The 14,664-nt window shown below is 42.7% G+C and carries 15 protein-coding genes; 11 read left to right on the forward strand and 4 right to left on the reverse strand.

Annotated features, from left to right (window positions below; all coding sequences use genetic code 11):
• Window positions 1-559: 559 nt before the first annotated feature.
• Complete coding sequence (locus ACPEGP_RS12175; protein WP_144297704.1) at window positions 560-850, forward strand: co-chaperone GroES; 291 nt, start codon at window positions 560-562, stop codon at window positions 848-850.
• Between the two features lie 141 nt (window positions 851-991).
• Complete coding sequence (gene groL / locus ACPEGP_RS12180; RefSeq protein WP_191692388.1) at window positions 992-2,641, forward strand: chaperonin GroEL; 1,650 nt, start codon at window positions 992-994, stop codon at window positions 2,639-2,641.
• A gap of 205 nt (window positions 2,642-2,846) precedes the next feature.
• Here the strand turns inward: groL and yaaA are convergent, their stop codons facing one another.
• Window positions 2,847-3,647, reverse strand: coding sequence for a peroxide stress protein YaaA (gene yaaA / locus ACPEGP_RS12185; protein ID WP_423813548.1), 801 nt, complete (start codon window positions 3,645-3,647; stop codon window positions 2,847-2,849).
• A 501-nt stretch (window positions 3,648-4,148) separates the two neighbouring features.
• Between yaaA and ACPEGP_RS12190 the strand changes: the two genes are divergently transcribed.
• From ACPEGP_RS12190 to ACPEGP_RS12220, 7 genes are all read left to right on the forward strand, one after another.
• A complete protein-coding gene (locus ACPEGP_RS12190) occupies window positions 4,149-5,306 on the forward strand; it encodes a Re/Si-specific NAD(P)(+) transhydrogenase subunit alpha (RefSeq protein WP_423813549.1) in 1,158 nt (385 codons plus the stop codon).
• A gap of 114 nt (window positions 5,307-5,420) precedes the next feature.
• Window positions 5,421-5,768 carry a proton-translocating transhydrogenase family protein gene (locus tag ACPEGP_RS12195; RefSeq protein ID WP_144297754.1) on the forward strand — a complete coding sequence of 116 codons (348 nt, stop codon included), beginning with the start codon at window positions 5,421-5,423 and terminating at the stop codon, window positions 5,766-5,768.
• Window positions 5,765-7,165, forward strand: a complete 1,401-nt coding sequence (locus ACPEGP_RS12200; protein ID WP_144297700.1) for an NAD(P)(+) transhydrogenase (Re/Si-specific) subunit beta — start codon at window positions 5,765-5,767, stop codon at window positions 7,163-7,165. The genes ACPEGP_RS12195 and ACPEGP_RS12200 overlap by 4 nt, the downstream gene beginning before the upstream one ends.
• A 134-nt stretch (window positions 7,166-7,299) precedes the next feature.
• Complete coding sequence (locus ACPEGP_RS12205) at window positions 7,300-7,836, forward strand: acyl-CoA thioesterase (RefSeq protein ID WP_191692385.1); 537 nt, start codon at window positions 7,300-7,302, stop codon at window positions 7,834-7,836.
• A gap of 182 nt (window positions 7,837-8,018) precedes the next feature.
• Window positions 8,019-8,228 (forward strand): Fe-S cluster assembly protein IscX, encoded by a 210-nt coding sequence (gene iscX, locus ACPEGP_RS12210; protein ID WP_144297698.1) that lies wholly within the window; start codon window positions 8,019-8,021, stop codon window positions 8,226-8,228.
• A 66-nt stretch (window positions 8,229-8,294) separates the two neighbouring features.
• The gene (locus ACPEGP_RS12215; protein ID WP_423813550.1) at window positions 8,295-8,795 is read left to right on the forward strand and encodes a GyrI-like domain-containing protein; all 501 of its coding nucleotides are present in this window, start codon (window positions 8,295-8,297) and stop codon (window positions 8,793-8,795) included.
• Window positions 8,796-8,859: 64 nt separating this feature from the next.
• On the forward strand, window positions 8,860-10,026 hold the full coding sequence (locus ACPEGP_RS12220; RefSeq protein WP_423813551.1) for a hypothetical protein: 1,167 nt from the start codon (window positions 8,860-8,862) through the stop codon (window positions 10,024-10,026).
• Window positions 10,027-10,091: 65 nt separating this feature from the next.
• Here ACPEGP_RS12220 and dapE read toward each other — a convergent pair whose 3' ends face one another.
• The 3 genes from dapE to ACPEGP_RS12235 are packed head-to-tail and all read right to left on the reverse strand — an operon-like array spanning window position 10,092 to window position 12,615.
• The gene (gene dapE, locus ACPEGP_RS12225) at window positions 10,092-11,291 is read right to left on the reverse strand and encodes a succinyl-diaminopimelate desuccinylase (RefSeq protein WP_423813552.1); all 1,200 of its coding nucleotides are present in this window, start codon (window positions 11,289-11,291) and stop codon (window positions 10,092-10,094) included.
• A 52-nt stretch (window positions 11,292-11,343) separates the two neighbouring features.
• Entirely contained in the window at window positions 11,344-11,808 is a 465-nt protein-coding gene (locus ACPEGP_RS12230) for a hypothetical protein (RefSeq protein WP_423813553.1), read from the reverse strand.
• A gap of 51 nt (window positions 11,809-11,859) precedes the next feature.
• Window positions 11,860-12,615, reverse strand: a complete 756-nt coding sequence (locus ACPEGP_RS12235; protein ID WP_200663866.1) for a 2OG-Fe(II) oxygenase — start codon at window positions 12,613-12,615, stop codon at window positions 11,860-11,862.
• 140 nt (window positions 12,616-12,755) lie between these two features.
• Here ACPEGP_RS12235 and ACPEGP_RS12240 point away from each other — a divergent pair, with 140 nt between their 5' ends.
• Both ACPEGP_RS12240 and pssA read left to right on the forward strand, forming a co-directional pair.
• The gene (locus tag ACPEGP_RS12240) at window positions 12,756-13,631 is read left to right on the forward strand and encodes a 23S rRNA (adenine(2030)-N(6))-methyltransferase RlmJ (RefSeq protein ID WP_144297694.1); all 876 of its coding nucleotides are present in this window, start codon (window positions 12,756-12,758) and stop codon (window positions 13,629-13,631) included.
• Window positions 13,632-13,641: 10 nt separating this feature from the next.
• Window positions 13,642-14,583, forward strand: coding sequence for a CDP-diacylglycerol--serine O-phosphatidyltransferase (gene pssA / locus ACPEGP_RS12245; protein ID WP_144297693.1), 942 nt, complete (start codon window positions 13,642-13,644; stop codon window positions 14,581-14,583).
• Window positions 14,584-14,664: the final 81 nt, after the last annotated feature.

A 14,664-nucleotide genomic window follows, 5' to 3' on the forward strand; every position in this document is an offset into this window, starting at 1 on the left:
ATTTATAGATATTATCTTTTGTTTGACTGTTAGCTTTTATTTATAGGGCTTGTTATGTGCTCACTCCTATATATTGTCATACTCTGTTACATTTTCAAGGGCAGGGGCACAGTGAAGCGTTAGGCTATTGTAGTCGATGTTGCTGGTTTAGCTAAAGCGAGCACGGGCAGTAACTTGCTGTAAGCTTGGTAAGAAATGTGGAAGTTAATTGGCTGATACCGCTAAAAGCTTCATTTATAATCGCTCATTTTCTCTCTTATTATTTGATGGAAGGCTTGTTGTTTTAAAGCAATGCCAAAGCCTTTAATAGCGTGCAATTTAATCAATGGAATATTTATCACTCGCACTACTGCTTACATAGGCAATGATGTGCAAAAATCTTGTAAATTTTTGGGCTTTACACTTGAAGCAAACTTGCCTTGCCCCCACTTTCTGATACAAGCTCAAAGCTTATCTAAAGAATGCTGTTTTTAAGCAGACATTCTGCTAGATCTTGGTATTGAGATCATTCATTCAAATAAACCTTTATGTTAACTAACCAAATTTTGGAGTCGTATCGATGAATATTCGTCCTTTACATGACCGTATTGTCGTCCGCCGTATCGAAGAAGAAACAAAAACGGCTGGTGGTATCTTGCTTCCTGGTTCAGCTCAAGAAAAACCGTCTCAAGGTGAAGTGCTAGCAACCGGTAACGGTCAGATTCGTGACAACGGTGAAACTCGCGCGTTAGATGTAAAAGTTGGCGATAAAGTCTTGTTCGGTCAATATGCGGGTCAAACGGTAAAAGTTGACGGCGAAGAGCTATTGATTATGAAAGAAGCAGACGTATTGGGTGTACTAGAAGGCTAATTGCCAATAAGGAAATTTTGGCTAACATTTTTTGGCTAACGATTTTTAGCCAACAACAGTTATACCCAATAACATTTATAAAAAAATATCATTAAAACCTTTCATTGCATTCTCATACTTATATTAGTGGAGTAATTTAACATGGCAAAAGACGTAAAATTCGGCATTGATGCCCGTAAACAAATGATGGACGGTGTAAACGTTCTAGCAAATGCGGTAAAAGTCACGCTTGGCCCGAAAGGTCGTAACGTGGTTATCGATAAATCATTTGGCGCACCTACCATCACTAAAGATGGTGTATCGGTTGCCAAAGAAATCGAGCTTGAAAACAAATTTGAAAACATGGGCGCACAACTGGTACGTGAAGTGGCTAGCCGTACCAACGATGTTGCTGGTGATGGTACAACGACTGCGACTGTATTGGCACAATCAATCTTGGTTGAGGGCATGAAATCAGTTGCTGCAGGCATGAACCCAATGGATCTTAAGCGCGGTATCGATAAAGCCGTACGTGCTGCGGTTGAGCAAATCCATGAGTTATCAACCCCAGCTGACGATTCAAAAGCGATTGCGCAAGTAGGTTCTATCTCTGCCAACTCAGATACCAAAATTGGTGAGCTGATTGCCCAAGCGATGGAAAAAGTTGGTAAGCAAGGCGTCATCACCGTTGAAGAAGGTTCAAGCTTTGAAGATACCTTGGAAGTGGTTGAAGGTATGCAGTTTGACCGTGGTTATATCAGCCCGTACTTTGCCAATAAGCAAGACAGCTTAACCGCTGAATTCGAAAATCCTTACATCTTGCTTGTTGATAAAAAAATTAGCAATATCCGCGAGATCGTGCCATTACTTGAGCAAGTCATGCAGCAAAGCAAACCGTTGCTAATCATTGCTGAAGACGTAGAAAACGAAGCATTGGCAACACTAGTTGTAAACAACATGCGTGGCGGCTTAAAAACTTGTGCTGTTAAAGCACCAGGTTTTGGCGATCGCCGTAAAGCTATGCTAGAAGATATCGCAACGTTAACTGGCGGTACGGTGATTTCTGAAGAGATTGGTCTGAGCTTAGAGACTGCTACTTTAGAGCAATTAGGTACGGCGAAAAAAGTCACTGTCGGTAAAGAAAACACTGTGATTGTTGATGGCGCGGGTAACACCGCTGACATCGAAAACCGCGTTGAATCTATCAAACGTCAAGTTGAAGAATCAACGTCTGACTACGATAAAGAGAAGCTACAAGAGCGTATGGCAAAACTTGCTGGCGGCGTTGCCGTTATCAAAGTAGGCGCGGCAACTGAAACTGAAATGAAAGAGAAGAAAGACCGCGTTGATGATGCACTACATGCGACTCGTGCAGCGGTTGAAGAAGGCGTTGTCCCTGGCGGCGGCGTTGCCCTCGTTCGTGCGATGAATGCCTTGTCTGAACTACGTGGCGATAACGACGACCAAAATGCGGGTATTAGAATCCTACGCCGTGCGATGGAAGCACCTTTACGTCAAATCGTGACCAACTCAGGCGAAGAAGCGTCAGTGGTGGTTAATGAAGTCAAGAGCGGTAGCGGTAACTACGGTTACAACGCAGCTTCTGGCGAATACGGCGATATGCTAGAGATGGGTATCCTTGATCCAGCAAAAGTATCACGTTCAGCACTAGAAAATGCGGCTTCTGTTGCAGGCCTCATGCTTACAACTGAAGTCATGATTACTGACTTACCGCAAGGTGATGATGCTATGGCTGGCATGGGCGCTGCCGGTGGAATGGGCGGTATGGGTGGCATGGGCGGTATGATGTAATTTTACTTCTGCTACAAAGCGATTTTTCTTTGTTAGCCGCGCTCAATGTACGATAAGTACTATTTTCGCGCGTCTTCCTCGACAAATCGCTTTTCGCTAGAAGTATGACTTTGTCATAACCTACTTGTTAAACCTAGTTCAAACAAAACCCCGATTGGCTAAGCTTATCGGGGTTTTTTATGCAAATTAGATATTTGTTTAAAGACTACTGACTCGCTTTATCCCGACGAAACGTCCACGTTTTATCGTCAGACAGTTCATCGACATAATAATAGCCTGCTAAATCAAACTGCTTTAGCTGCTCTGCATTGGTCAGCTTATTGTCAGCTGCGTATTTCACCATCAGTCCGCGGGCTTTTTTGGCATAAAAACTAATCACTTTATAGTGACCATTTTTCTCGTCTTCAAATCTTGGCGTGATAATCACCGCATTTAGTGCTTTCTTTTTTATTACCTTAAAATATTCATTAGAAGCAAGGTTAATTAAAACCTTGTCCTCACTATCTGCCATGCGCGCATTGATTGTTTTAGTCACTTCTTCGCCCCAAAACTCGTAAAGATTATCCCCGCGCTCATTTTTTAGCTTGGTGCCCATCTCTAGACGATACGGCTGTATTAAATCTAACGGTTTAAGCACGCCATAAAGACCTGACAAAATACCCAAGTGTTCGTTAACGTAAATAGCAGTATCTTTGTCCATCTGATACATATCAAGCCCGCTATAAACATCCCCGTCAAATAAATAACCCGCTGGTTTGGCGTTGTCGCCTGTAAAGGGACTATTTGTACTCCAAGCCCAGTCTTGATTACGTTTGGCATTAAGCTGCGCCAAATCGTCAGAGATACTCATCAGCTCTTGTAAACCAATCGGCTCTTTGGCTTTTAGGTCTTTCATGAGCACCTGCGCATGCTCAATCAGCTCAGGCTGACTATAGTAGTTGCCGAGATTGACTGGCACGGCATCTTTCTCATTAAGCGATTTGGCAGGGGAGAGTAAAAAATACATGGTTATTCCTTATTTATAGTGAATGAGTTGGTGTTCCATTGAGCTGTCAAGTTTTCTTATTATACGTTAGGCCGTATTTTATCTTGACTTAGTCGTAGCGGTTTTGTATTTTTAAGCGACATCGTAGACATATGTCAAACCTTAAGCCAGTTTTTATATTTGTCGTGAGCTAATAGCTTACAGGCTTTGCGCGCTTTTGGAAAAAATAAAAGTTTTTAATATAACAATAAAAGTTATGATGATGGTGTAAATGCCTAACTTTTTATTTTACTTGTGGGTCATCATTAGACAATGAAAGTTTGCAGATGTTATCTCTATAATAAAAAGGCATGATGGCAAAGGAGCTATCATTTATTAAATTGATAATCTTTGGTCTTAAGTTCTTAACCAACCGTGACCAAAGATTTTTTTGTCCCCTGTGCTTTTTAAAGATGCGTTGCGGGTGTTAAAAGATAGTCATTAAACGTGAGTATAGTCATTTGACGTAAGTAAGGAGACGGTATGAAGATTGGTGTTATTAGTGCAGATAGCGCGAGTGAAAAACGGGTAGCGCTAACCCCAGACGCGGTAAAAAAATTACGTAAACTAGGGTTTGAAGTCGTCATTCAGTCAGGTGCAGGTCAAGCGGCATATTACGCTGATGAGTTGTATCAGGCAGCGGGTGCTGATATTGCCAATAGTAGTACCGAGGTCGTCAACCAAGCGCAAATTATTACTACCGTCAATGATTTGCCAGCAGCGGTGACTGAGCATTTAACAGCCGGTCAAGTGGTCATTGGTATGCTTGACCCATATCGCAATAGCCAGCTAGATACTTATGCGGCCAAAGGTGCAACCGTCTTTGCCATGGAGTTATTGCCACGTACTTTGTCACGTGCGCAAAATATGGACGTCTTATCGTCACAAGCCAACCTTGCCGGTTATAAAGCGGTCTTGCTTGCTGCTAATGAATACTCGCGTCCATTTCCGATGTTTATGACCTCAGCGGGTACGGTGAAACCTGCCAAAGTGGTCATCTTAGGTGTCGGGGTTGCAGGTTTGCAGGCGATTGCGACGGCGAAGCGTTTAGGTGCTGTCGTTGAAGCCAGTGATTTGCGCCCTGCTGCTAAAGAACAAGTGGAATCGCTTGGTGGTAAATGGCTTGACGTGCCAATGAGCGAAGACGAAGCGCAAAAAGCCAAAGCCACGGGCGGTTATGCATGGACGCCCTCTGAGCAATATATCAAAGATCAGGCTGCTGTCGTAGATAAAGCCTTGAGCAACGCAGATATCGTCATTACCACCGCGCAGATTCCTGGACGTAAGGCGCCGCGCTTGGTGCACGGGGCAACGCTTGCCAAAATGAAAGCTGGTTCAGTACTGATTGATATGGCCGCTGGTACAGGTGGCAACGTCGAAGGCAGTGTACCTGATGAAACCATTACTACGCCAAACGGTGTGCGTATCGTCGGGGCAGCCAATATTCCATCACAACTGGCGGCGCAGTCTTCAGATTTATATGCCAATAACCTTGTTAATTTTATCACTACTTTGATGGCTCCTGCAGCTAAAGACGACGCTTCAGCGAAAACACTGGCACTGAATTTAGACATGAATGATGAGATTCAAGGGGCGTTAGCGGTGACGCATGACAACCAAGTACGTCTTGCTAAACGCTAAGCCTTAAATATCCAGTCTCGAATTTCATTACCTTACATTTGCCAGACACGAACAAATTTTTAGGAGGATTAGATGATTGCCACTATTTTAGCGGCAGCGCCAGCGGGTGCGGCCATGAGTAGCACACCGTTTGTAGCGATTTTCACGGTATTCGTGCTCGCTATTTTCGTCGGATATTACGTCGTTTGGGGCGTCACGCCAGCACTGCACACGCCACTAATGGCAGTAACAAATGCCTTATCAAGTATCGTTATCGTCGGCGCGATGCTACAAACCGTCACCATTGACGGCGCGATGTTTACCCCAACCAGCTTGCTCGGTGCTTTTGCCGTATTTTTAGCCAGTATCAATATCTTTGGTGGTTTTGCGGTGACTGAGCGTATGCTGGCAATGTTTAAACCAAAAGCAAAAAAAGCGCCAGCGCTTGAAACTGCGACGACTGAAAGCGGAGGCGATGCATGAGCGATTTAACAAATATGATTGCAGCAAATGCGGATTGGTTTTACTTAATCGGTGCTATCCTTTTTGTCTTAACGTTGCGTGGTCTTTCTAGTCCAAAAACCGCCATTCGTGGCAACCGCTTTGGTATGGTAGCGATGGCAATTGCAGTTGCAACGACCTTTTTCTTAGCCGAAGGCCCTGTGCTGTGGTTAATCATCGGTGCCATGGTATTGGGTGCAGTCGTCGGCATGTGGAAAGCAAAAACGGTTGCTATGACCCAGATGCCAGAAACCGTTGCTTTGATGCATTCATTCGTAGGCTTGGCAGCAGTGGCGATTGCCTTAGCGACCGTACTGCATACTGAGCAACAGCATGGCGCAGTCGCCCGTGCTGAACTGTTTATTGGTTGTTTTATTGGTGCGATTACTTTCTCAGCGTCTGTTTTTGCCTTTGGTAAATTAGCCGCAAAAAGTTGGGCAAAAACCCTAGTAGGCGGCTGGGTAAAACCGGTACAAGCGATTCTATTTATTGCTATGATTGGTTTTGGTATCGTCTACTTTATGACCGATTCATTGCCAGCTTTCTATGCGATGGCAGTATTAGCCGTAATATTTGGTTGGATGTGGATTGCGCCAATCGGTGGCGGTGATATGCCCGTGGTTGTGTCGCTATTGAACTCATTTTCAGGTTGGGCAGCAGCGGGTATCGGTTTTACCCTTGGCAACTCGATGCTGATTATCGCAGGTTCGCTCGTTGGTTCGTCAGGCGCGATTTTATCTTACATCATGTGTAAAGCCATGAACCGCTCATTACTAAACGTTTTATTTGGTGGTATGGGTACGGCAGCTGCCGCTACAGGCGCAGATGATGGCGCACCTAAAAACTACAAAGCAGGTTCGGCAGAAGACGCAGGTTTCCTCATGTCTAATGCCAGCAGTGTGGTGATTGTACCGGGCTACGGTATGGCGCAGGGCCGTGCTCAAAACGCGGTCAAAGAATTGTATGAGCTATTAAAAGAGGAAGGCGTCAATGTGCGCTTTGCGATTCATCCAGTCGCTGGTCGTATGCCAGGCCATATGAACGTGCTATTGGCGGAAGCTGACGTGCCCTATGATGACATTCTTGAGATGGATGAGATTAACTCCGACTTTGCCAGTACCGATGTGGTCTTAGTGATTGGTGCCAACGACGTCGTCAATCCGTCGGCAAAAGATGATCCATCATCCCCAATCTTTGGTATGCCAATTTTAGAAGTCAATAAAGCGCAGACGGTCATGGTTATTAAACGTTCAATGAGCACAGGCTATGCAGGTCTTGATAACAGCTTGTTCTATATGGACAAAACCATGATGATCTTTGGTGATGCCAAGAAAATGGTTGAAGAGATGGTACGTAGTATCAATGGCGGCGGTCATTAATTGCTCATCATCTACTAATAATATTTTTACGAAAAAGTCACTGAGGTGGCTTTTTTTGCGTTAAGGTAGGCAGCATTTATCAAAGCTATATTTACTCATAATTAATACAGAATAACCGTGCAGAGATTTCCTTTATGAACATGTTGATACGTTTTTTTATTATGGTCAGCTTATTAAAGCAGCAGCTTAAACAGCAAACGGCTAATGAACACCTAAGTGTCGAGACATTAACCAAACCAATTGTGCGCCACTATCGCGTATTGCCACACGACATGGGTTTTCGCGACCATCTGCCCAATTATCGCTACTTGTCTTTTATCGAGTTAAACATCACTAAATGGCTGATGGCCTGCTGTCATCAAAAGGGGATTAAAAATCTTGGCTGGATTATTGCCATGCAAGAAATGGTCTATCTCAAAGAAATTAAATTCCTGAATAAAATGACGGTAAATAGTACGCTTGTCGGCTGGGATAAAAAATACGTCTATTTTGAAACGCGCTTTTTGGTAAAAAATCAGCTCATGGGTGTTGGTATGACTAAGTTTGTCTTAAACGATAAAAAAGGCAAATGCGCACCAGAGATATTGGATATGACAGGTGAGCAGACAAATGAAGTCATTGTTTCTTGGAATCAGCATCAAGTAGCGATTAAATCTGCAGAAACAAAATAAAAAGATAAAGCAAAAAGTTAAAGCAACAAAGGCGGTATAACGAACTTGTCTATAATCAGTTGGCGAATTTTGATAGGATAGGGGGTTAGTAAGTGAGCAAGTAAATGGTTAGACGCGTAACCAGTCAAACTGACCAGCAGTTCGATACAAGCTATAAAATAAATAACAGTTAAGGAGCTACCATGAGCCCGCAAAAACTAAAATGGACAGACAGCTTAGATATCGCTATTGAGCTTTATGAAAAATTCCCTGAGACCGATCCGCAGTATATTCGCTTTACTGATTTACACCGCTGGGTGACGGAGCTAGAAGGTTTTGATGATGACCCGCAAAAATCAAACGAGGGTATCTTAGAAGCCATTCAAATGAATTGGATTGATGAAGCGGATTAAGGCAGTTTTGCTCATTTAATCGCACATCAAATAAAAATCACACAGCACAACAGGGCAGGCAGCATCATGACGTCACAAATTAAAGAGCTACCCGAAGCAATAGCTTGTAAGGGTATCAGCGTACGTACCACCAATCACGCTGAAATCAGCCACGAAACGGCAAAATTAGGCCGCTTATGGCAAAAGTTTTATCAAAACTATATGGGAGACTTGCCTGAAGGTCAGGATATTTATGGTATCTACCACAATTATGAAAGTGCTGATTTAGTAGGGGCGTTTGATGTCGTCGCTGGTTGGGAAGTGGACAATGAGCAGGCGCAGCCGGATCATGCTGCGGTCGCCAATACAAGTAGCCTTGTAACAATAGCCATTCCTGCAGGGAAATATTTGGTATTTTCTGAAACAGGTAATATGCCTAATACCGTCATGAATGCGTGGGAGAAGGCTTGGGAGTACTTCAACGACCCAAGCTGTGAGTATACTCGTAGTTATAATGTCGATTTTGAGCACTATATTGATGGTAATTTAGAGTATGGGCAAGTGGATGTTTATATAGGGATTGAGTAGCATATAATATATTTTGAAAAAGCATATTGCCTGACTTTCTATTAAATACTCTTAAGGTTCTTAAATGGTTGGAAGGCCCATAAAAGAAGATTGGCCAGCTTGTAGCAGATTTGTACATATAGCTGGTGGTATCTTAGCCACAAGTGAAATCCAGACTGATCGGGTTAGATTGTGGCCTCTGACTACTAATGGACAAGTGTGTCAAATTAAAATTGATACTTTTGGTGCATTATATGGTTCATTGAGTAAATTAAACTTAAATATTATTGGTGTTGAATTTATAACTCATCAAATGGAGTTTACTGGGCAAGCGCCAACGCAGTTTAGAGGGCTTATTAAACAAGAGTCAATTTGGCCCAACTGGGATGCGACATTTTTGTGGGGTGGATTGACTTTATCAGCTTTTCATAATAAGAATGGCTTGGCATATGATTTGTCAAATAGAATAAAGTTTCAGTTGCAGACTATCAATGACAGGATAAAAAATCTTTCATTAGCTTATCATCAGCAATTAAACGCAAGAAATTTAGGTAAAAACTTTAAGGAAGGTCAGCGCTTTCAGGACGGTTATACGAACTTGGTTTATCAGGAGTTCCACTCTTTTCTATTTGATGCTGGGATAATGAGAGATTACTTATGCGAATATATTTTTAATTTTGCAAATGGTGGAGATTTAAACAGGGTAATCAAACAAGTTTTAAATAACTCTAAGTTAGAGGTCACAACTGCAAGTGGATTGTTAAAAGGTCTTAAGAAAGTAGTAAGCCTAACTGATTTAGAGTCTAATCTTAAAGATATAATGAGTAAAGATGGTTGGTTATATGAACTAGGACAGTATAGAGACCTAGTTATGTATTCGGCTCCGATTAATTTAGCTAATTCCCAATTATATGCAATACAAGAGATTACAGAGTTGCCCGAAGGTCAAAAAATAATGTCCGTTCGGTTTCCTCTTCCAGCCAACCCTTCAGAGTTATATAGTGAACGTAGTAAAAGAACCAACTTTGATAAATATATTAATCAATTTAAAGAGCTTTCTAAACTGTCTTTAGAAAATAGAGGAAAGTACGACTGCTTAGAATACGCCCATAAAGTATTTGGATTACTTTCTAACTTATCACTAGAGGTAGCGAAAGAGTCACCATACAAACCGATGGAACAGACCTATTTTTTAACTCAAGAAGGCAATATTTCATCAGCTTCTTATGTAGAAGATAAATATATTTTATAAATGAATTAACTAAAAAAAGCGCCATCTCATACAGATGGCGCTTTTTTTGTTTCTATAGATTATGTCTAATCAAGCAGCAGATTCTCTAAAATCCCTTCATATATCTGCGCCAATCTGCCTAAGTTATCTATTTCTACCTTTTCATCGACCTGATGAATGGTGGCATTACGTACGCCAAGTTCAACGACTTGCGCACCGGTTGGCGCGATAAAGCGTCCGTCTGATGTACCGCCAGAGGTTGATAACGTAGTATCAACATCAGTCACAGATTTAATCGCTTGCTGGCAGGCCGATACGAGTTTGCCTTCAGGAGTTAGAAATGGCTGACCGGATAATTTCCAGTTAATATCATAACTGGCTTTATTGTTTTCAAAATATTTATCAAAGATAGCATGAGTTCTCGCTTTTAATTCTTCATCCGTCGTTTCTGTGGAAAAGCGGAAGTTAAAAATAACGGTTAGCGTTTCAGGAATGACATTGGTTGCGCCTGTACCGCTATTTATATTGGAGATTTGCAAAGAAGTCGCAGGGAAATACTCGTTGCCGTTATCCCAAGTGGCATTGGTTAATTCTGCTAATGCCGCCATTGCCGCATGAATCGGATTGCAAGCCAGATGCGGATAGGCAACATGACCTTGTTTGCCAGTGACGGTCAGCTCGGCGCCCAATGAGCCGCGGCGACCGTTTTTAATGATATCGCCAAGCGTGTCGGTACTTGAGGGTTCGCCAACGAGGCAATAGGTGATTTTCTCATTGCGCGCTTCAAGCGTTTCAATGACTTTCACCGTCCCATTGATGGACGGGCCTTCTTCATCTGCGGTGATTAAAAAAGCAATAGAGCCATTGTGCTGAGGATGATTAGCGACAAAACGCTCGGCGGCAACGGTAAAAGCAGCAATGCCGGTTTTCATATCAGCGGCACCGCGCGCCCATAAATAACCATCGGCAATGGTGGGTGTAAATGGCGGATAAGTCCAATTGTTTTCATCACCCGTAGGCACGACGTCGGTATGACCAGCAAAACAAATAACCGGATCGGTGATGCCACGGCGCGCCCAGAGGTTTTTGACTTCCGCATGTTCGCCGCTTTGGTTTCTCTCACCAAAATACATAAACTCGCAATCAAACCCAGCCTGCGTCAGGCGCTCTGACAATATGTCTTGGCAGCCATCATCATCGGGGGTGACAGAAGGACGTTCAAGTAGGGCGATGCTTAAATCTAAGGTTTGTTGTTGATGGGTTTTACTATTATTTTCTGAACTCATGACAGTCCTAGATATGTTGTTTTGATGTTTATAATTTGAGGTCTGAAAAAATTTAGTTTTTATCCAAGTCAATTTTTTCATAATCGCCGTAATATGTTGCTAGATACTCTGTAATGCACTTTTCGGCTGGGCTATTACTATAATTTTTAACTTTTTCACTGTTGTAAGTATGCACATAGCCAGCTGCAGAAATCACATTACCCATTTTATAACTCGTTCCTAATAATCTTAAAGTCTTATGATGACTATTAAAAGTTGCATGTCCTTCGGGAAATACAGGTGTCATCAATCTGCTTCCATCAAATGCAAGTAAACACCCATCCTCATATTTGAATTCAGTAGTAATAACAGTCGGATTAATTATTAGAGGTTCTTCAGGCATGGATTTTGGCAAATAATAGGTAAAAAATAACTCATTGTCTTTTTGAATAGCGGCTTGATGATTAAGCGTCTCGCAGCTCACGATCAGAGGGAGTATAACAAGTAAGAGCAAGCTTCTAAATAAGGTTTTATGCATTGTCATTATCCTTAATTAACAAGGCTTATTTAAAGTAATAGCTAATGGATTTTAAATATTGTCCTCAACAAAAGGCACCAAACCATCACGGCGCATCCACGTCGCGATAGAATAACGCTGCCGATGGGCGATTTGCACTTGGTGTTGCAAGTCACTATCAAATATGACCAGTCGATTGGCAACAGGCATGACATTATGGTGGACGCCATGTTTGTCGACGACTTCTAAAGCGCCACCGTCACTATCACGCCAATCATCATTGAGATAAAACACCGCCGAGATAACGCGCTCATCACGTCCAGCCGGATTATCGCTATGCCATTGATAGCCAAAACCTACCGGATAACAAGCGTAATGTGCCTCACTATGGCGAATACCAGCAAACAAGCTTTGATTGAATAAAGCAGCAAGCGCATTGATACTTTGTAAATAATAGTAGCCTGCAAAGAAGTTTTCGGTAATCCAGCGAATGCGATCACCGCGAATATTGCTAACCCGAATGCCAGCCGTCAGCTCGGCATCACGATAGTCAATAAAACCGCTCTCAGACTGCAGAGCCAATAGCGCTTTATTTTCAAACACATCGTCAATAATCATCCAGCCATCGTCTACAAACGTATCTAGCTGTTTATCGGTTAGCTTATTTTGCCAATCGACATCAAAGTCCGAAAATTGTAATTCATGCTGAGTGAGTAGCGTTTGCCTTTCGTCATCGCTAGGTGGGTATAGTAGTGGCGGGTTATCCGCTCCAATCGGATGATCGACGACTAACTGTGTCACTTCAAGATTGCTAATAATCTGCGTCATTTTGCCTCGCCGTTATCAATAAACATGCCATTCACTGTCAATACACAGCCAATCCATGCCTTTTTACCAAAACCATCGTTATCTTTTACTCTGCCTATGCTACCATAGATGCAATTTTTCTTATTTAAACTTTTGATCTTATGAACTATAAACACGCCTATCATGCCGGTAACTTTGCCGATGTCGTTAAACACATTTTATTGGTACAACTGCTGAATCAATTGGGGCAAAAGAACAAACCTTTTTATGTGCTTGATGCTTACGGTGGTCGTGGACTGTATTCGCTCGGCAGTGAAGAGGCGCGCAAAACAGGCGAAGCCAAAGGCGGTATCCAAGCTTTGTTAAAAGCCGACATCGAAAAAGCACCGGCGGCCGTCAAAGACTATATGGAAAGCATTAAGCAAGCGCGTTTCACGTATGATAAAAAAGTCTATCCTGGTTCACCTTGGTGGATTGCCCATCATGTTGAAAAAAATCCTGATGCCGGCGTGCGCGGTGAAGCGTTTGAAGCCAAAGCCAGTGAATACGATGCACTAAATTATCAGCTCCATAAATTGCCGATTGGTATTCATCATCGCAATTCTTTTGAAGGTATCGCTGCGGTGATTCCACCAAAAGAGAAGCGCGGTTTGATTTTTCTTGATCCGCCTTACGAGCAAGAGCATAAAGACTTCACCCGCCTGATTGACCTATTGGTACATTCTTATAATAAGTGGCCACAAGGTACTTACGCGTTATGGTATCCAATTAAAAACATGGAAGCGGTTGAGCTGTTTTACAAAAAGCTAAAACGGACTGAAATGAGACGTCAATTGGTCTGCGAGCTCAATATCTATCCTAACGACATCGCTGTTGGTCTAAATGGTACAGGGTTACTCGTTATCAATCCGCCTTGGCAATTTGACAATCACGCACGTGAGATTTTGCGTTTCTTACAGCCGGTGTTAAAAGTTGCGGATGCCCCAGACATGTCTCCTGATAGTGCCACTAATGTGCGCTGGCTGGTCGGCGAATAAGGATATCGTTATGACGACGAATCAATCATCAAGTAGTATGGGCAAAGATAGCCTTGCAAAGGACAGTCTGGTAACCGACAAGGTTATGAATGACGGTTTGGTAAAAGAGCCGCTCTTACAGGATAGTGCTGCCACTCAGCCGCCTTTTGTCGATGAGCATGAGTTCAATATTCGCCTAGCGGATAATGACAATTATGATGGTTTGACCTTTGAGGTGATTGAAGCAGAGGTTGCCGAAGGTAAGCGTGTGGTTAGTCGCGGTGTCTATTTAGCGCCCAATCTGATTACCACTTTATCTCTGCTGTCGGGTTTTTATTCTATTTTAGCCAGTACTCAAGGCGAATTTTATAAAGCCTCACTGGCGATTTTCTTATCCGCTATCCTTGATGGTGCCGATGGGCGTGTTGCGCGTATGCTTAATGCGCAAAGTCCTTTTGGCGAGCAGTATGATTCACTCGCTGATATGTTGGCTTTTGGCGTTGCGCCTGCAATCCTGATTTATAGCTTTGCTTTAGAGCCGTTAGGTCGTATTGGTCTTGGTTGCGCCTTCGTCTTTACCGCTTGCGCCGCGTTTCGCTTAGCACGTTTTAATGTGCAAGTTGGTATAGTCGATAAAAAATACTTCGTCGGTTTGGCAAGTCCGCTCGCGGCTATCTTAGTTACGGCTGCGGTAATGGTTGCGGTCGATCATAATGAATGGGTCGGACAATACGATACTGCCATCATGTTCCTATTTGCGGCATGGGTGGTTATCTGCGGCTTATTGATGGTCAGTAATGTTAAATACTATAGCTTTAAAGAGTTCGATAAAAAGAAAGTGCCATTTGTTGTGCTTATTATCGGCGTATTGGTCATGAGTATCATCTTATATGATATCCCAGTAGGCATCTTAGCCATCGGTATCATCTATGCATTATCAGGTATCGTAACCACCTTAAAGAGTAAAATGTAAGACTAAAGCCAAAATCTCAGATTTAATTCCTAAGCAATCAAGGGGTTAGAAGATATATCAATTTAAATTTTCAAACCCCCT

The organism is Psychrobacter sp. 219-2-C (genome assembly GCF_049560815.1).
Classification (GTDB): Bacteria; Pseudomonadota; Gammaproteobacteria; order Pseudomonadales; family Moraxellaceae; genus Psychrobacter; species Psychrobacter faecalis.